The following is a 17,183-nucleotide window of genomic DNA, read 5'->3' as shown; positions in this document are numbered from 1 at the left end:
GTGTCGGACATGTCGCTTTCGGGCAGTGACATGGAGGTCAATTTGCCTGGCGTCGGTTGCGACCAGTACAGGGCAAAACGGCCTTTGTCATTGCTGCCCAGTTCCGCCTGATTGGCGAACAGCTCATCCTTGCCGTCCAGCGCATTGGCTTCAAACACCAGCGACAACCCGAGCAGGTCCGGGTTGGCCTGCAGCGCGGCCTTGACCTGGCGGGTCAGGTCTTCGCGGGTGTCGAAGGCGTCGAGGAAGCGTTTTTCCGCCTGTTCGCGCAAAAACAGTACCTGACGGGCAAAACCATGGCCGTACTGGTAGGCGTCCATGAATTGCTGGCGAATGCCCAGCGCCTGCACTTCACCCTGGGCCTCGATGCGCGCCTGGGCGGACTCGTCGAGCATCTGCATGCTCGAGGCTTTGACCTGCTGCGAGCTGTGCTCCATGCGATACAGCGACAGACCCACCAGCAGGGTCACGATCCCCAGCAGGCAAAGGCCGGCGAGCAGGGTGATTTTCCATTGAATGGAGAGCTGTCTGAGGAACATCGAGGAGCATCCTTAACCTGAAAACACAGAGAGCCTCTGTATCGGCCGCTTTTGATGCTTCTTTATTATTTAAACGTTCAATTGAGCGCTGAAAACGACGCCGTTTTTTGACATGCGCGCCCGCCTGCTGCAAAGTGCGCGCCCTCTAATAAGACCTCTTCAAGCCTGCACGCTGGCAGCCAACCCCATGGCCGCCCGGGCGCGGGCATGCCTGTTTTTTATGTTTCTGTCTTGAGGTAATCATGATTAACGCAGTCATCGCCGCGGTCGGCACCATGCTGGTGCTCAGCTTGTCCCGCGTGCATGTGGTCATAGCCATCATCGTCGGCGCCCTGGTGGGTGGCTTGACCGGTGGCCTGGGCATCGAAGCCACGCTCAAGGCCTTCAACGGCGGCTTGGGCGGCGGGGCGACCGTGGCGTTGTCTTACGCCTTGCTCGGCGCTTTCGCGGTGGCGATTGCCAAGTCCGGCCTGGCCCATGCCCTGGCAGACAAGGCGCTGATGCTGGTCGATCGTCAGGAAGCCACCGGCGGCAGCCACGTCAAATGGTTGCTGATCGGTCTGTTGTGGGTCGTGGCGATTGCCTCGCAGAACATCCTGCCGATCCACATCGCGTTTATTCCGCTGCTGGTGCCGCCGTTGTTGTACGTGCTGACCAAGCTGCAATTGGACCGCCGCCTGATCGCCTGTGTGATGACCTTCGGCCTGATCACGCCGTATATGTTCCTGCCGGTGGGTTTCGGCAACATCTTCCTCAACCAGATTCTGCTGGCCAACGTGGCCAAGAGCGGCGTCGACATCAGCCAGGTCAACGTCACCCACGCCATGGGCTTGCCAGCGCTGGGCATGGTGGTTGGCCTGCTGGTGGCAGTGTTTGTCAGCTATCGCAAAAGGCGCGTGTACGACCTGGAAAAAATCGAGCGCGTCGAGCAAGTGGCCGTGCAGTACAACCCGCTGACCCTGCTGGTGGCCGGGCTGGCGATTGCCTCGGCGTTCATCATTCAGCTGTGGCTGGACTCGATGATCATTGGCGCCCTGGCCGGGTTCCTGATCTTTTCGGTGTCGGGCATCGTGCGCTGGCGCGAAACCGACGACCTGTTCACCGAAGGCATGAAGATGATGGCCATGATCGGCTTCATCATGATCGCCTCCTCGGGGTTTGCCGAAGTGCTCAAGGCCACGGGTGACGTGCGTTCGCTGGTAGAAACCTCGGCGGCGTTCATCGGCCATAGCCGAGGGGTGGGCGCGTTGCTGATGTTGCTGGTGGGGCTGCTGGTGACCATGGGCATCGGCTCGTCGTTTTCCACGGTGCCGATCCTCGCCGCGATTTTTGTGCCGCTGTGTGTGCAACTGGGCTTCAGCCCGTTGGCGATTGTGTGCATCGTCGGCACCGCAGGCGCCTTGGGCGATGCGGGCTCACCGGCTTCGGACTCGACCCTCGGCCCGACTTCCGGCCTGAACATCGAAGGCCAGCACCACCATATCTGGGACACCGTGGTGCCGACGTTCCTGCACTACAACATCCCGTTGCTGGCATTCGGCTGGCTCGCTGCGATGACCCTTTGATGATTTGAAACACCTCCCGCGCCACGGGTATCCAGTGGCCTACAGATCCGTTGCAATTGGCCGATAGCCTCTCCAAGTCGCCACTAATAAGAGAGAAAAGCCATGCGTCTGAGCCTGAAGGCCAAAGTCCTGTCCCTCGCCGTCGTGCCGGTGTTGCTGTTTGCCGTGGTCATCAGCCTGACCACCGTGTGGATCCTCCAGGGCCAGGCACGCAACGAGGTGGATGAAACCCGCCAGCGCCTGCTCAACGACGCCAAGGCCACCCTGCAAAGTTATGTCGAGGTGGCCATGACCACCATCAAACCGCTCTACGACGCCGCCGCCCCTGGCGACACCGCCGCGCGGGCCGAGGTGGTCAAGTTGCTGTCCAACACCCGCTACGGCAAGGACGGCTACTTCTTCGGCTACGACTCCGAGACCATCCGCCTGTTCAAGGGCAACAGCCCCGACGGCGTGGGCAAAAGCTTCAAGGACAACCGCGACCCCAACGGCGTCTACGTGAACCGCGACCTGGTCAAGGTCGGCAAGGACGGCACCCACTACCTGCAATACAGCTCGACCCAGCCGGGGCAGACCGAGTTGGTGCCCAAGCTTGGCTACACCGAATACCTGCCCAAGTGGGACATGGTGATTGGCACCTCGGTCAACCTCGACGGCATCGAAGCCCAGGTGGCCGTGGTTGAGGCCAAGGTCGAGAAACGCATGGAAGGCGTGCTGCTGAGCATCCTCGGTGTGGCCGTGGTGGTGCTGTTGGTGATTGCCGCCGTGGGCATGGTGACCGCCAATACCATCCTGCGTCCGTTGAACTTGATGAAAGCCAACCTCGACGATATCGCGGCGGGCGAGGGCGACTTGACCCGCCGCCTGGCCATCACCAGCCAGGATGAACTGGGCGATCTGGCGGGTGCGTTCAACCGCTTTGTCGACAAGATCCACGGCCTGGTCCGCCAGATCACCGAGATGACCTCGCAACTCACCGGGTTGGTCGGGCAGGTGTCCGAGCAAGCCCAGCGCTCGGAAACCGCGATGGAGCGCCAGCGTCACGAAACGGACCAAGTGGCCACCGCTATTAATCAGATGTCCTCCGCCGCCCATGAAGTTGCGCGCAGCGCTCAGGGCGCCGCCGTCGCCGCGCAACAGACCGACGCCGAGGGCCAGGCCGCCAAGCGCGTGGTGGACGGCAGCATCGCGCAGATTCATGCGCTGGTGAATGACATCCGCAGCAGTGGTGTATCGCTCGACAGCTTGCAACAGGACGTGTCGTCGATTGTCAGCGTGCTGGGCGTGATCCGTTCGATTGCCGAACAGACCAACCTGCTGGCGCTCAACGCCGCCATCGAAGCCGCGCGGGCAGGCGAGGCCGGGCGTGGTTTTGCGGTGGTCGCCGATGAAGTGCGAGCGTTGGCCAGCCGCACTCAAACCAGCACTCAGGAAATTCAGGGCATGATCGACCGCCTGCAAAAAGGTACCGAAGCCGCCGTGGACGCGATGCGCCGTTCCAGCGATGCCGGCGACGGCACCTCGGCCCAGGCCAACCAGGCCGGCGCCTCACTGGACACCATGGCGCAGCTGATCGGCACCATCAACTCGATGAACGCGCAGATTGCCAGCGCCGCCGAAGAGCAAACTGCCGTGGCCGAAGAGATCAACCGCAGCGTGCATCAGATCGCCGTGGCGGTCGACAGTGTGGCTGATGAAACCCAACTGGGCGCCCAGACCTCTCGCAGCCTGGCGGATTTGGGCCAGCGCCTGGGGCAGTTGGTCGGTCAGTTCAGGATCTGATCTTTCATGGGTTTAACCGATGTTTAACTGACGTACATACGAATATACCTCTCACACGCGGGGCCGCCGCCACGGTGATCGATGGCGTGTGCCGGGACGTCAGCCAAGCGTTGGGCGATGGTTATCCGATGTTCATCAAAGGCCGCTAGATGCGTATTCTGCGTGGCGACGCGTTAGAGGTCGCGCATCAGCAGGCCGAAACGCAGGTCCATTGCGGCCGGGAGCGGCACATACACGGTGTGCCCGTCGCCCGGCGCGACCTCAATGGCTTCACCCTTGGCGTTGTGCAGCACGGCCAGGTCGAAGTGAAAATTCCCGGCGGGCGTCATCAATTCCAGATGATTGCCCACGGCAAAGCGGTTCTTCACCTTGACCTCGGCCAGCTCGCCACGGCGCTCGCCGGTCAACTCCCCGACAAACTGCTGCCGTTCCGACACCGAGCTGCCGCGCTGGTAATTCTGGTACTCGTCATGCACGTGGCGGCGCAGGAAACCTTCGGTGTAGCCGCGCTGGGCGAGTGATTCCAAATTGGTCATCAGCCGCCGGTCAAAGGCGCGACCGGCCACCGCATCGTCGATGGCCTGGCGATACACCTGGGTGGTGCGTGCGCAGTAGAAGTGCGATTTGGTGCGGCCTTCAATCTTCAGCGAATGCACGCCCATGTGGGTCAGGCGCTCCACGTGCTGCACCGCGCGCAGGTCCTTGGCGTTCATGATGTACGTGCCGTGTTCATCCTCGAACGCGGGCATTTGCTCATCCGGGCGATTAGCTTCCTGCAGCAGGAACACTTGATCGGTGGGCGCGCCGATGCCCAGGGTTGGCTGGAATGTCTGGACAATGTCGCCCGTGGCGTTTTCCACCGCCGGCGTGGCCTGATACTTCCAGCGACACGCGTTGGTGCAGGTGCCTTGGTTAGCGTCGCGCTTGTTCAGGTAGCCCGACAGCAGGCAGCGCCCGGAATAGGCCATGCACAGGGCGCCGTGCACGAACACTTCCAGCTCCATGGTCGGCACGTGTTGGCGGATTTCGTCGATCTCTTCCAGTGACAGCTCGCGCGACAGAATCACCCGGCTGATGCCTTGTTGCTGCCAGAACTCGACGCTGGCCCAGTTCACCGTGTTGGCCTGCACCGACAGATGAATGGGCATCTGCGGAAAATGCCGGCGCACCAGCATGATCAGCCCAGGGTCGGACATGATCAGCGCATCCGGGCCCATGCCGATCACGGGGGCGAGGTCCTTGAGGAAGGTTTTCAGCTTGGCGTTGTGCGGCGCGATGTTCACCACCACGTAGAAGCGTTTGCCCTGCGTGTGGGCCTCCTGGATGCCGAGCGCCAGGTTGGCGTGGTCGAATTCATTGTTGCGCACACGCAGGCTGTAACGCGGCTGGCCGGCGTAGACCGCATCGGCGCCGTAAGCGAAGGCGTAGCGCATGTTTTTCAGGGTGCCGGCGGGGGCGAGCAGTTCGGGGGCGATGACAGATGGCATGGGGTCGCGTCGCAAAAGGTCGCGATGGTAGTGGAGCTTGATCTGGGATTTATTGATCCAGATCGTCCTTTGTTGATTTTGTATCGTGGTGTATCGGCAGGTGGGTTTCGACATAGGCGCGATAAGTCGGGGGATTCCAATGGTGCATCCCCACAGCCACTTCGGCGAAGGCCGCTAGGACGCTCAGGAGCAGATGATTCAGACGCTGTTGAGTGAAGCAAAGGCGCAGGCTCCCGGGCAATGAGTGATGCGGTCTATGCTTGTGCGATAAACGATGGCACTCCCAGCATTCGCAGCGGACTAAGCAACAGGGCCTGCACGGGGCCTTGGCTTTTCTGACATGGACCGGACATGAATCAAACCAACCTGCAATTCAAAACCCTGCTGTTGCTGCTGGCCCTGGTGACCATCGCTTTTATCTGGATATTGCTGCCGTTCTACGGTGCGGTGTTCTGGGCGGTGATCCTCGGCATTATCTTTGCCCCGATGCAGCGGCGCCTGCAACAGCGGTTCAGCTGGAACCGCAACCTGACGTCCCTGGCGACGCTGACGGTGTGCCTGATCATTGCGATTTTGCCGGTGATCATTACCAGCGTGCTGCTGGTGCAAGAGGGCGCGACCCTGTACAAAAATATCGAAAGCGGCAAGTTGGACGTGGCCGGGTATATCGAGCAATTCAAGAACGTCCTGCCGCCATACTTCCAGCACCTGCTGGACCGTTTTGGCATGGGCAACCTCGAAGGCCTGCGCGAAAAGATCGTCAAGAGTGCAATGCAGGGCAGCCAGTTCTTTGCGACCCAGGCGTTCAGCTTTGGCCAGGGCACGTTTGATTTCCTGGTGAGCTTTTTCATCATGCTGTATCTGCTGTTTTTTCTGCTGCGCGACGGTCCGGAGCTGGTGCGCAAAGTGCGCACGGCGGTGCCGCTGGCCGAGCCGCAAAAACGCCGTTTGCAGCTCAAGTTCAATCGCGTGGTGCGGGCCACGGTCAAAGGCAACGTGCTGGTGGCCGTGACCCAAGGTGCGCTGGGCGGTTTGATTTTCTGGTTTCTGGATATTCCCAGCGCGTTGCTCTGGGCGGTGTTGATGGCGTTTCTGTCGCTGCTGCCAGCCGTAGGGGCGGGGATTGTGTGGGGCCCGGTGGCCATCTACTTCCTGTTGAGCGGTTCGATCTGGCAGGGCGTGGTGCTGGCGGTGTTCGGCGTCTTCGTGATCGGCTTGGTGGACAACGTGCTGCGCCCGATCCTGGTGGGCAAGGACACCAAGATGCCGGATTACCTGATCCTGATCTCGACCCTGGGCGGGCTGTCGGTGTTTGGCCTGAACGGGTTTGTGATCGGGCCGCTGGTGGCGGCGTTGTTTATGTCGAGCTGGGCGCTGTTTGTCGAAAGCAAACCGCGGGTTAAGCTGCCGCTGCCTTAGCCGTTACAGACGGCGAGCTTCAGGCGTGCAGCCTGAAGCTCGACGCCTGTTGAAGCTGCTTTTCGGCGGCCGATAACGACGTGAGGGGGCCGCTGATGGGCTCGCCATCGCGCACCAGGTACCAGCAAGCCAGCAGCCCCAGCTTGCGAAGAGGGGCGGGAACGGCGCTGCCGATAACGGACATGATCTGAACAGTGGGCATAGAGACCTCCAATTGCTATGGAGGCCACCTTACGGCGCTGCGGGCCGAAGGAAAAATCAACCGGCTCGATAGTCGTCATCAACACAAGACGTCAATCCACCACTTGATCAAGCATGATCACCACTTCCTGCTCACTGAGCAGCCCCTTATGCACCAGGTTTTCCGCCAACAACGCCAGGAACTTCGCGCTGCGATGGCCTTCAAGGTGCTTGAGCTCTGTGAGTGCGCTGTAGACCTTGCTGGACGTGCACAGGCCGGCGGTGCGGTGCGGGTTTTGCGTGGGCATGGTCAGTCGTCCTTAATTGTTATTGGCTGGACAGAATCAATAGTGAGAGGGCTTGGTGACACAAACATGACAGCGCAAGCCTGGTTCGAGCAAGTAGACATTAGCCATAATGATGTGCGATTACGCCTCGAGCATTGTCCTCACAGCGACCTTTGCAGGGTAAATTTGGACCTTTGAGGCAAAAAAAAGGCCCCGCGTGTAAGCGGGGCCTGATCCTGGGATGTTAATTGCGTGTTACCAGCCGCGGCCGTAATAGCCATGGGGAGGGCCGTAGTAACCGCGTGGTGGGCCGTAATAAACCGGCGCCGGGCGATAATAAACCTGCTGTTGCACATACACCGGTGGTGGCGGAGCGTAGTAGACCGGAGGAGGCGCGGCATACACCGGTTGCGGCTGAACGTAAACCGGTTGCTGCACATAGACCGGCTGGGATTGGCTGGCAACCACCGAGCCGACAACGGCTGCGCCGACTAAAGCACCCAATACGGCCGGGCCACCCCAACCACCACCGTGGGCGGAGGCTTGGCCTGCCATAGCGAGTGCGCCGATAAGCAAGGCGATTTTGGGGATTTTACGGATCATGGTCATTCCTCGGTTAGCCCCTGCGCTTGTGGTCTGCAATCAATAGACTCAAGGATTGTCGCGGGGATACTTTTAAGACAACGTATTTCTGAAAAACAGCACAGCCGATAGGTAAAGGTTGTGTAAGGTCTGTACCCAATTGCTTACTCAAAGGAGTTTTCCATGCAGATGCACCCCAACAAGGACACCCAACTGTGCATGTCATTGTCGGCGCGTCCCGGGAATTTTGGCTTGCGTTTCCATAACCATCTGTATGAACAATTGGGTCTGAACTTCTACTATAAGGCCTTCAGCAGCCAGGATTTACCCGGCGCGATCGGCGGTATACGCGCACTGGGCGTTCGCGGTTGCGGCGTTTCCATGCCATTCAAGGAGGCCAGCCTTGCGTTGGTCGATGAGCTCGACGACTCGGTCAAAGCCATTGCCTCCCTCAACACCATCGTCAACACCGACGGCCATCTCAAGGCCTACAACACCGACTACATCGCCGTCGAACAACTGCTGAAAAAGCACGCGGTACCGAAGGAATCCACCTTTGCCCTGCGCGGCAGCGGCGGAATGGCCAAGGCCGTTGCCAGTGCCTTGCGCGACGGTGGTTACGCCCATGGCGTGATTGTGGCGCGTAACGAAGCGGCCGGTCGGGCCCTGGCCCAAAGCCTGGGGTATGAATGGCAGGCAGAGCTGGGTGACTTGCGCCCGCAGATGTTGGTCAACGTGACACCGATCGGCATGACCGGTGGGGCAGAGGCGGATCAACTGGCGTTTGAAGCAGAAGCTGTGGATGCCGCCGATACCGTCTTCGATGTCGTGGCGATTCCCGCCGAAACGCCGCTGATCGTGCGCGGTCGAGCCAAAGGCAAGCGAGTGATTACCGGCCTCGAAGTGATCGCGATCCAGGCGTTGGAGCAATTTGTGCTGTACACCGGCGTGCGGCCCACGGATGAACAGTTTCAAGCCGCAGTGGCCTTCGCCCGAGCCTGAAAACCACTGGAGCTAATGTGGGAGCGAGTTATGCCTGTTCCAGTTGTGCCAGGCGTTCTTCAAGCGCTGCGATTCTGGATTCAAGCTCTTCGATACGATCCAGAGAAACCGCCCCCGTCGACCGCTCCACCGGAGTCCCCCGTGCCGCCAGAATCACCTCGATATCCGCCGGATCCCCCAGCGCATGGGTATAACGGTCTTCCCGCTGCCCGGCCTGACGCGGCACCAGCACCGCCAGCCCGCGCGCAATCAAACGCTCCAGCTGGTGTACGACTTGCTCGGCGTCTTCAAAGTCATGCATGCGCCCGCTGCGAGTCAGCAGTTCATTGACCGTCTGCGGCCCGCGCAGAAACAGCAGCCCGATCAGGATCACCTGGGCCGGCACCAGCTCCAGTGCCTTGTCCACGCGATGCTCCCAGCGGTCGGCACGGCTGCCCATCACCAGGCGGGTAAAACCCTGGCCTTCCAGCGCGCGCAGGCTTTGGCCGACCTGGCCCTGGCTGAGGTTCGTCACCGGTTCACGGCTGGTCTTCTGGTTGCACGCCAGCACCAGGGCGTTAAGGGTCAGCGGGTAGGTTTCCGGGTTGGTCGCCTGTTTTTCGATCAGGCAGCCCAGGATGCGGATTTCCGTGCTGTTCAGGCGCGGCTCAGGGGTCTCGGTGTCGTGCTCGGCGGTCATCGCGCTTTCCCTATGCAGTGAACCCATTAGCCTAATCCTGAAAAAATAAAAGACAAGCGGCACGCGCGGCTGGCATGTCTATAATCGCCGCTGGTTCCAAACCCTGCCATTACCGTGAGACTGTCATGACTATTTCCCTGTACGCCGCCTCCATCCCGGTCTTCAAGCAAATGCTCAACGCCCTGAGCGATGTGCTGAACAAGGCCGAAGCCCACGCCACCGCCAAGAACATCGAGCCAAACGCCTTGCTGCAAGCGCGCCTGTTTCCGGACATGTTCCAGCTAGTGCGCCAGGTCCAGATCGCTGTCGACTTCGCCAAAGGCGTTTCCGCGCGTCTGGCCGAGATCGAAGTGCCGAAGTACGAAGACAGCGAAGTGACCTTTGCCGACCTGCAAGCACTGATCGCCAAGGTGCTGGCATTTGTCGACACCATCAAGCCTGAGCAAATCGACGGCAAGGAAGGCATCGAGATCATCACCCGCCCAGGCACGCCGAAAGAGAAGCGCTTCAGCGGCCAGTCCTACCTGCTGACCTACGGCCTGCCGCAGTTCTTCTTCCACGTCACTACCGCTTACGCTCTGCTGCGTCATAACGGTGTGGAAGTGGGCAAGCGTGATTACATGGGCGCTTTCTAAGCCCATAAAAAAAGCCCGGGGTTGTTCTTGATCGAACGCCCCGGGCTTTTTCATGCCTGACAGTTAAGCCAATTGCTCATCCTTGCCCAGGCACGCCGCAGCAGTAAACAGCACATCGGTGGACGAGTTGAGCGCGGTTTCCGCCGAATCCTGCAGCACGCCGATGATGAAACCGACGGCCACCACCTGCATGGCAACTTCGCTGGGAATACCAAACAGGCTGCACGCCAGTGGAATCAATAGCAGCGAGCCGCCGGCCACACCCGACGCACCACAGGCACAGATCGCCGCGACCACGCTGAGCAGCACGGCGGTCGGCAGGTCGACGGCAATGCCGAGGGTGTGAACCGCTGCGAGTGTCAGCACGGTGATAGTGATTGCCGCACCGGCCATATTGATGGTGGCGCCCAGCGGAATCGACACCGAGTAGGTGTCTTCATGCAGGCCCAGGCGTTTGCTCAGCGCCAGGTTCACCGGAATATTCGCCGCCGAACTGCGGGTGAAGAAAGCGGTAATGCCGCTCTCACGCAGGCACATCAGCACCAGCGGGTAGGGGTTGCGGCGCAGTTTCCAGAACACGATGGCCGGATTGACCACCAGCGCCACGAACAGCATGCAGCCGATCAGCACCATCAGCAGGTGGACGTAGCCGAGCAGGGCGCCGAAGCCGGAGGTGGCCAGGGTTGAGGCCACCAGGCCGAAGATGCCAAGCGGTGCGAAGCGAATCACCATGCGCACGATCAGCGTCACGCCGTTGGACAAATCCTCCAGCACGGTGCGGGTGGTTTCACCCGCGTGACGAATTGCGATGCCCATGCCGATGGCCCAGGCCAAAATGCCGATGAAGTTGGCGTTCATCAGTGCGCTGACCGGGTTATCCACCACACTGAGCAGCAGGCTTTGCAATACCTCGCCGATGCCGCCGGGCGCACTGACGCTGGCATCGTGGGTGGCGAGCACCAGCATCGAGGGGAACAACGTGCTGGCAATCACTGCGACCACGGCGGCAGCGAACGTGCCCAGCAGGTACAGAAACAGGATCGGCTTGATATGGGTTTCCTGGCCGTGTTTATGACTGGCAATCGATGCCATCACCAACACGAAGACCAGAATCGGCGCCACGGCCTTGAGCGCGGCGACAAACACCTTGCCGATAAAACCGGTGGCCTTGGCCGCCTCTGGCGCGAACAACGCCAGAAGGATACCGGCGACCAGGCCGAGGATGATTTGCGTGACCAGGCTGACGCGAGCCAGTCGTTGCAGCAGGGAAGGGGCAGCAGTCATAAACACATGTCTCTATTTTTTTGAAGGCACAGCGGCGCACGCAGAACGGGCTGTAGGACGCGGGGCGCGGAGTCTAGCACGCTGTACAAAGTGTTCCGTGCGATGCGGCATTCGGTCACCCGCGGCGGCGGGGCTTGGCTAAATCCCGACATACTCTGTTAACATTCCCGCCTCTCACCTTTCCTATCCGTCAGCGAGCCCTTCGGGCTGTCGTTGATGTCGTCGTTTCTGGAGTTTTCATGCTGTTTCCCATCCTGCTGCTGTCGGCCGCCGGCTTTACCGTGCTGACCACAGAATTCATTATCGTCGGCCTGTTGCCGTCCATTGCCCGGGACTTGGATGTCAGTGTCTCCCAGGCCGGGCTGCTGGTGACCTTGTTTGCCTTTACCGTGGCGGCGTTTGGTCCGTTTCTTACGGCGTACTTCGCGCGCTTTGGGCGCAAGCGTCTGTTCATCAGCATTCTGATCATGTTTGGCGTGGCCAATACGGTGGCCGCGCTGGCGCCGAATATTTGGGTAATGGCAGTGGCACGGTTGATCCCCGCGTTGGGGCTGCCGGTGTTCTGGGCCCTGGCCAGTGAAACCGCAGTGGATATCGTCGGCCCGGAATACGCCGGGCGCGCCATCGAAAAGATTGGCTTTGGCATCGTCTGCGCCACCGTGTTCGGCATTCCAGTGGGCACGTTGATTTCGGACATGTTCGGCTGGCGCACCGCGTTCGCGATCCTCGCCGTGGTGGCGTTGGCCAAGGCTTTGCTGCTGTTTATCTACTTGCCGGTGACTAAGCCGAAAAACGATCAAGTCACCCTGCGCTCGCAGTTCAAGATCCTGCGCAACCCGGTGATGCAGGGCCATATTTTGTTGTCGATCCTGGTGTTCAGCGGCATGTTCACTGCTTACACCTACTTGGCCGATATCCTCGAGCGCCTGGCCGGGTTCGACGGCACCCTGGTGGGCTGGTGCCTGATGGGCTTTGGCGCGGTCGGCCTGCTCGGCAACTCCCTGGGCGGGCGCGCGGTGGATCGCCACCCATTGATCGCCTCCATGGTGTTCTGCGGGTTCATGATCGCCGGCATGGTGGCCTTGGTTCCGGCGATTCATTCAACGATTGGCCTGGCGGCGGCGATGGCCGTGTGGGGCGTGACCCAGGCGGCGATGTTCCTGGTCAGCCATGTGCGGTTGATGAAGGCCGCGCCCCATGCCCCGGCGTTTGCCGCGTCGTTGAATATCGCTGGCGCCAACCTTGGGATCGGCATGGGCGCGATGGTCGGCGGGCATGTGATCGACACCTTTGGCCTTGGCAGCCTGGGTTTTGCGGCGTCCGGTTTTATCCTGGTGTCGATCTTGCTGGCGCTGTGGCTGATGACCGTCAAGCAGCCGCTCGCATCCAACGCCTGAACCCTCAGGGCAGGGCGGTAAACAGCTCGCGTCTCGCCCCTTCGGTAATCGCCACAATGCCGGGGTGCTTGATTTTACGCTCCACCGAGATCGCGTAAAACGACTCGGTGACCGCATCGGTCTGGCCGATCAGCGCCACGCCATACTGGCGCACCACCTCATCGGCAATCACGCTGGGGGCAATAAAAATGCCGCTGCCGGATTGCCCGAATGCCTGCATCAAGGCGCTGTCGTCGAACTCGCCGATGATCTTCGGTTGGATCTGCTGCTCGGCAAACCAGCGCTGCAAACGGCTGCGCACCACCGTCTCGGCTCCCGGAATCAACAGCGGCGCGCCCTGCAAGCTTCGTGGGAAATCGCCGCCATACCTGTCTGCCAATGCCTGGGTGGCGAAAAAACTGATACCGCATTCGCCCAGCTTCTGGCTGTAGCCCTTGATGTCCAGGTGTGTGGGCATGGGGCTGTCGGAAATCACCAGGTCCAGGCGCTGGATCGCCAGGTCGGCCAGCAGGCGGTCGAGTTTGTCTTCGCGGCAGGTGATGCGGATTGGCTCGCTCAGCTCCATGGTCGGCGCGATCAGCCGGTACACGATGGATTTAGGCACCACGTCCGCGACTCCGACCCGGAACAGGATCTGCTGTTCGTTGGGCTCTGCGCGCAACAGCGCCTCCAGCTCATTACCGGTCTGGAACATCTGCTCGGCGTAGGGCAGGGCGCGGCGCCCGGCTTCAGTGAGTTCGAGCTGACGCCCGACGCGCTGAAACAGCGCGATACCGAAGGTTTGCTCAAGCAGACTGATCTGACCGCTGATGGTCTGCGGCGTGAGGTTCAATTGCTCACAGGCGCGCACGATGCTGCCGGTCTTGGCCACCACCCAGAAGTAATGCAGTTGTCGGTAATTGAGCATCACGGTCTACACTTCGTAAAAAACGAAGTATATGTCAAAAAAATACGAATTTTCCTGAACTGTCCGCCTGCATAGAATGCCTCGCTATCGAGGGGCCACCATTTGGACCCGCTGGTTCTAACGAGGAATACATGATGAAACTCAATTCCCTGGGCGCCGCATCGTTGCTTGCGCTTTCATTGGTAGTGGTCAGCGGTTGTGATCAGGTTGAAAAGAGCGCCCAGCAAGTGCTGGGCAAGGCCACCGAATCTGCCAAGCAAGCCATCGATGAAACCCACAAGGCTGCCGAACAGGCATTGAGTGAAGCGACGCAAGGCTTGATCAGCCCGGAAAAAAACCAGGAACAGAACGAAAAAGAATCTGAATCGGGCAGCAAAGAAGCCTAATTTCCCGCACAACGTCAGGACTGACCTATGGATTACCTCTTACAACTGGCCGCCAGCCCCACCGCCTGGATCGCGCTGGCCACCTTGATCGTGATGGAAATCGTGCTGGGCATCGATAACCTGATCTTTATCTCGATTCTCACCAACAAATTACCCGAGAAGCATCGGGCCAAGGCACGCCGTATCGGTATCAGCATGGCGTTGGTACTGCGCTTGGGCCTGTTGAGTACCATCGCGTTTATCGTGCAGTTGACGGCGCCGGTGTTCGAAATCTTCGGCCAGGCGTTTTCGTGGAAGGACATGATCCTGATCGCCGGTGGCCTGTTCCTGGTGTGGAAGGCGACCACCGAAATCCATCACAGCATGGACCCGGAGCCGGAGGCGAAAGAAACCGTCAGCAATGCCGTGACCATTGGCTTTGCCGCGGCCATCGGCCAGATCCTGCTGCTCGACCTGGTGTTCTCCATCGACAGCATCATCACCGCCGTGGGCATGACCGAGCACTTGCCGATCATGATCATTGCGGTGGTGGTTTCGGTGATCGTGATGCTGGTGGCGGCCGAACCGCTGGCCAAGTTCATCAACGACAACCCGACTGTGGTCATGCTGGCCCTGGGCTTTTTGATCATGATCGGCATGACGCTGATCGCCGAAGGCTTCGGCGCCCATGTGCCAAAAGGCTACGTGTATGCGGCCATGGCGTTCTCGGCAGCGATTGAGTGTTTGAACATCGCACGACGCAATCGCCACCAGCGTTTGCTCGCCGCGAGGCAGTAACGCCAGAAACACACAAAGCCGGCTGAGCGCACAAGCGCCCAGCCGGCTTTTTGCTGTCTGATAGAATCCGCGCACTTGTTACCTTGAGGTCCACCATGAACGAGCCGATTCGCCTTACCCAGTACAGCCACGGCGCGGGTTGCGGCTGCAAGATTTCACCGCAGGTGCTGGAGGTGATCCTTGCCGGCAGCGGCGCGCAGAACCTCGACCCCAACCTGTGGGTCGGCAATGCCTCGCGCGACGACGCGGCGGTGTACGCCATCGACGACGAGCGCGGCGTGGTCTCCACCACTGATTTTTTCATGCCGATTGTCGATGATCCCTTCGACTTCGGCCGTATCGCCGCCACCAACGCGATCAGCGACATCTACGCCATGGGCGGCGACCCGTTGATGGCCATCGCCATTCTGGGTTGGCCGGTGAATGTACTGGCGCCGGAAATTGCCCGCGAAGTCATCCGTGGCGGCCGTTCGGTGTGCGACGCCGCCGGTATTCCGTTGGCCGGCGGGCACTCCATCGATGCGCCGGAGCCGATCTTTGGCTTGGCCGTCACCGGCATCGTGCAAAAACGCCACATGAAGCGTAACGACACCGCCACTGCCGGCTGCAAGCTGTACCTGACCAAGCCTCTGGGCATCGGTATCCTGACCACCGCCGAAAAGAAGGGCAAGCTGCGCGAAGCGGATATCGGCCTGGCCCGTGACTGGATGTGCACGCTCAACAAACCTGGCAGCCGTTTCGGCAAGTTGGCCGGCGTAACCGCGATGACCGATGTCACCGGTTTCGGTCTGTTGGGTCACCTGGTGGAAATGGCTGACGGCAGTGGGCTCACGGCGCGTATCGAATACCAAAAGGTCCCACGCCTGGCCGGGATCGAGGACTACCTCGATCAGGGCTGCATGCCCGGTGGCACCTTGCGCAACTTCGACAGTTATTCGAGCAAGCTCGGGCGCCTGCAGGAGCTGCACAAGCGCGTACTGTGCGATCCGCAAACCAGCGGCGGCTTGCTGATTGCCGTTAGCCCTGAAGGCGACGCCGAATTCCACACCGTGGCCGCCGAACTGGGCCTGAGCCTTGAGCCCATCGGCGAACTGGTTGAGCGACAGACCCACGCGGTAGAGGTGTTTTGATGGCAACTGACATCACCGACTACCGCGACATCTTCCTCAACGACCGGCCAATGATGGATACCCGCGCGCCGATCGAGTTCACCAAAGGCGCATTCCCCGGTGTGGTCAACCTGCCGCTGATGACCGACGACGAGCGCCAGCGGGTCGGTACCTGTTACAAACAGCAAGGCCAGCAAGCCGCTATCGTGCTGGGGCATGAACTGGTGTCCGGGGCGATCAAGGCCGAGCGTATTGAGCAGTGGGCGCAGTTTGCCAAGGCCAACCCTGAGGGCTATTTGTACTGCTTCCGCGGGGGGCTGCGCTCGCAGATCGTGCAGCAATGGTTGAAGACCGAAGCCGGTATCGAGTACCCGCGAGTCGGCGGTGGCTACAAGGCCATGCGTACTTTCCTGCTGGAAACGCTGGAGCAGGCGACTGCGCAGTGTGATTTTGTGCTACTTGGCGGCATGACCGGCACCGGCAAGACCGAAGTGCTCGGCCAATTGCGCAACGCATTGGACCTGGAAGGCCACGCCAACCATCGCGGCTCCAGCTTTGGCAAGCGCGCCACCGCGCAGCCGTCCAACATCGACTTCGAAAACCGCTTGGCTGTGGACCTGCTGAAAAAGCGCGCGGAGGGTATCGAGCAATTCGTGGTCGAGGACGAAAGCCGCATGATCGGCAGTTGTGCGCTGCCGTTACCCTTGCACCAGAGCATGCAGACGTTTTCGATGGTGTGGTTGGAAGACAGCGTTGAAGGCCGCGTAGAAAGAATCCTGCGTGATTATGTGGTCGACCTCTGCGCCGAATTCATTCAAGTATTTGGCGAAAACGGTCAGGCACTGTTCGCCGAGCGCCTGACCCAGAGCCTGGCCAATATCCATAAACGCCTGGGTGGCGAGCGCTTCCAGCGGCTGCAGGCGATCTTGCAAGATGCCCTGGCGGAACAGGCCCGCAGTGGTGCCGTGGACCTGCACCGGGTGTGGATCGAGGGTTTGCTGCGCGAGTATTACGACCCGATGTATGCCTTCCAGCGAGAACGCAAAGGCGCGCGGATCGAGTTTGCGGGCGAGCAGGGCGCCGTGGTGGAGTACTTGCGCGAGCGCAGTGGCAAGTCAGAATAATCAGCGGTGGCTAAGGGCCTCTTCGCGAGCAAGCCCGCTCCC

At 60.5% G+C, this 17,183-nt stretch carries 17 protein-coding genes and 1 pseudogene; 11 read left to right on the top strand and 7 right to left on the bottom strand.

What is annotated here, in order from left to right; genetic code table 11:
* The first annotated feature begins 784 nt into the window (after positions 1-784).
* The 3 genes and pseudogenes from ACM530_RS29880 (at position 785) to ACM530_RS29870 (ending at position 3,886) form a co-directional block, all read left to right on the top strand.
* A complete protein-coding gene (locus ACM530_RS29880) occupies positions 785-2,104 on the top strand; it encodes a Na+/H+ antiporter family protein (RefSeq protein WP_416365136.1) in 1,320 nt (439 codons plus the stop codon).
* 102 nt (positions 2,105-2,206) lie between these two features.
* Positions 2,207-3,028 (top strand): annotated as a pseudogene (locus ACM530_RS29875) (cache domain-containing protein); the annotation flags it as partial.
* 36 nt (positions 3,029-3,064) lie between these two features.
* Positions 3,065-3,886 (top strand): methyl-accepting chemotaxis protein, encoded by an 822-nt coding sequence (locus ACM530_RS29870; RefSeq protein WP_406991760.1) that lies wholly within the window; start codon positions 3,065-3,067, stop codon positions 3,884-3,886.
* A 173-nt stretch (positions 3,887-4,059) separates the two neighbouring features.
* Here the strand turns inward: ACM530_RS29870 and yegQ are convergent, their stop codons facing one another.
* Positions 4,060-5,373 carry a tRNA 5-hydroxyuridine modification protein YegQ gene (gene yegQ, locus ACM530_RS29865; protein ID WP_416363902.1) on the bottom strand — a complete coding sequence of 438 codons (1,314 nt, stop codon included), beginning with the start codon at positions 5,371-5,373 and terminating at the stop codon, positions 4,060-4,062.
* Between the two features lie 351 nt (positions 5,374-5,724).
* Between yegQ and ACM530_RS29860 the strand changes: the two genes are divergently transcribed.
* The gene (locus ACM530_RS29860; RefSeq protein WP_145163361.1) at positions 5,725-6,792 is read left to right on the top strand and encodes an AI-2E family transporter; all 1,068 of its coding nucleotides are present in this window, start codon (positions 5,725-5,727) and stop codon (positions 6,790-6,792) included.
* 19 nt (positions 6,793-6,811) lie between these two features.
* Here the strand turns inward: ACM530_RS29860 and ACM530_RS29855 are convergent, their stop codons facing one another.
* The 3 genes from ACM530_RS29855 to ACM530_RS29845 form a co-directional block, all read right to left on the bottom strand.
* Positions 6,812-6,994 carry a hypothetical protein gene (locus tag ACM530_RS29855; RefSeq protein WP_106580093.1) on the bottom strand — a complete coding sequence of 61 codons (183 nt, stop codon included), beginning with the start codon at positions 6,992-6,994 and terminating at the stop codon, positions 6,812-6,814.
* A gap of 91 nt (positions 6,995-7,085) precedes the next feature.
* The gene (locus ACM530_RS29850; RefSeq protein ID WP_145163363.1) at positions 7,086-7,280 is read right to left on the bottom strand and encodes a hypothetical protein; all 195 of its coding nucleotides are present in this window, start codon (positions 7,278-7,280) and stop codon (positions 7,086-7,088) included.
* A gap of 234 nt (positions 7,281-7,514) precedes the next feature.
* Positions 7,515-7,868: a hypothetical protein gene (locus tag ACM530_RS29845; RefSeq protein ID WP_053255424.1), complete on the bottom strand. Its 354-nt coding sequence runs from the start codon at positions 7,866-7,868 to the stop codon at positions 7,515-7,517.
* Positions 7,869-8,024: 156 nt separating this feature from the next.
* On the opposite strand from ACM530_RS29845, the gene ACM530_RS29840 reads away from it, so the two are divergent.
* A complete protein-coding gene (locus ACM530_RS29840; protein WP_145163365.1) occupies positions 8,025-8,843 on the top strand; it encodes a shikimate 5-dehydrogenase in 819 nt (272 codons plus the stop codon).
* Positions 8,844-8,871: 28 nt separating this feature from the next.
* Here the strand turns inward: ACM530_RS29840 and ACM530_RS29835 are convergent, their stop codons facing one another.
* Entirely contained in the window at positions 8,872-9,522 is a 651-nt protein-coding gene (locus tag ACM530_RS29835; RefSeq protein ID WP_145163367.1) for a YceH family protein, read from the bottom strand.
* Between the two features lie 125 nt (positions 9,523-9,647).
* Between ACM530_RS29835 and ACM530_RS29830 the strand changes: the two genes are divergently transcribed.
* Positions 9,648-10,157: a DUF1993 domain-containing protein gene (locus tag ACM530_RS29830; RefSeq protein ID WP_053255427.1), complete on the top strand. Its 510-nt coding sequence runs from the start codon at positions 9,648-9,650 to the stop codon at positions 10,155-10,157.
* A gap of 63 nt (positions 10,158-10,220) precedes the next feature.
* Here ACM530_RS29830 and sstT read toward each other — a convergent pair whose 3' ends face one another.
* Positions 10,221-11,441 carry a serine/threonine transporter SstT gene (sstT, locus tag ACM530_RS29825; RefSeq protein ID WP_106580097.1) on the bottom strand — a complete coding sequence of 407 codons (1,221 nt, stop codon included), beginning with the start codon at positions 11,439-11,441 and terminating at the stop codon, positions 10,221-10,223.
* 239 nt (positions 11,442-11,680) lie between these two features.
* Here sstT and ACM530_RS29820 point away from each other — a divergent pair, with 239 nt between their 5' ends.
* A complete protein-coding gene (locus ACM530_RS29820) occupies positions 11,681-12,838 on the top strand; it encodes an MFS transporter (protein WP_242200924.1) in 1,158 nt (385 codons plus the stop codon).
* A 4-nt stretch (positions 12,839-12,842) separates the two neighbouring features.
* Here the strand turns inward: ACM530_RS29820 and nhaR are convergent, their stop codons facing one another.
* Positions 12,843-13,745, bottom strand: a complete 903-nt coding sequence (gene nhaR, locus ACM530_RS29815; protein ID WP_416363901.1) for a transcriptional activator NhaR — start codon at positions 13,743-13,745, stop codon at positions 12,843-12,845.
* A 134-nt stretch (positions 13,746-13,879) separates the two neighbouring features.
* On the opposite strand from nhaR, the gene ACM530_RS29810 reads away from it, so the two are divergent.
* The 4 genes from ACM530_RS29810 to mnmH all read left to right on the top strand — a co-directional run bounded on the left by ACM530_RS29810 (position 13,880) and on the right by mnmH (position 17,141).
* Positions 13,880-14,131, top strand: coding sequence for a hypothetical protein (locus ACM530_RS29810; protein ID WP_145163375.1), 252 nt, complete (start codon positions 13,880-13,882; stop codon positions 14,129-14,131).
* A 27-nt stretch (positions 14,132-14,158) separates the two neighbouring features.
* On the top strand, positions 14,159-14,908 hold the full coding sequence (locus tag ACM530_RS29805; protein WP_106580101.1) for a TerC family protein: 750 nt from the start codon (positions 14,159-14,161) through the stop codon (positions 14,906-14,908).
* Between the two features lie 95 nt (positions 14,909-15,003).
* Positions 15,004-16,038, top strand: coding sequence for a selenide, water dikinase SelD (selD, locus tag ACM530_RS29800; protein WP_145163377.1), 1,035 nt, complete (start codon positions 15,004-15,006; stop codon positions 16,036-16,038).
* Positions 16,038-17,141, top strand: coding sequence for a tRNA 2-selenouridine(34) synthase MnmH (mnmH, locus tag ACM530_RS29795; protein WP_416363900.1), 1,104 nt, complete (start codon positions 16,038-16,040; stop codon positions 17,139-17,141). Before selD ends, mnmH begins: the two co-directional genes overlap by 1 nt.
* Positions 17,142-17,183 lie beyond the last annotated feature (42 nt).

Source organism: Pseudomonas sp. NFX183, assembly GCF_047943075.1.
Taxonomy (GTDB): domain Bacteria; phylum Pseudomonadota; class Gammaproteobacteria; order Pseudomonadales; family Pseudomonadaceae; genus Aquipseudomonas.
This window is presented reverse-complemented; position numbering and strand designations above follow the sequence as displayed.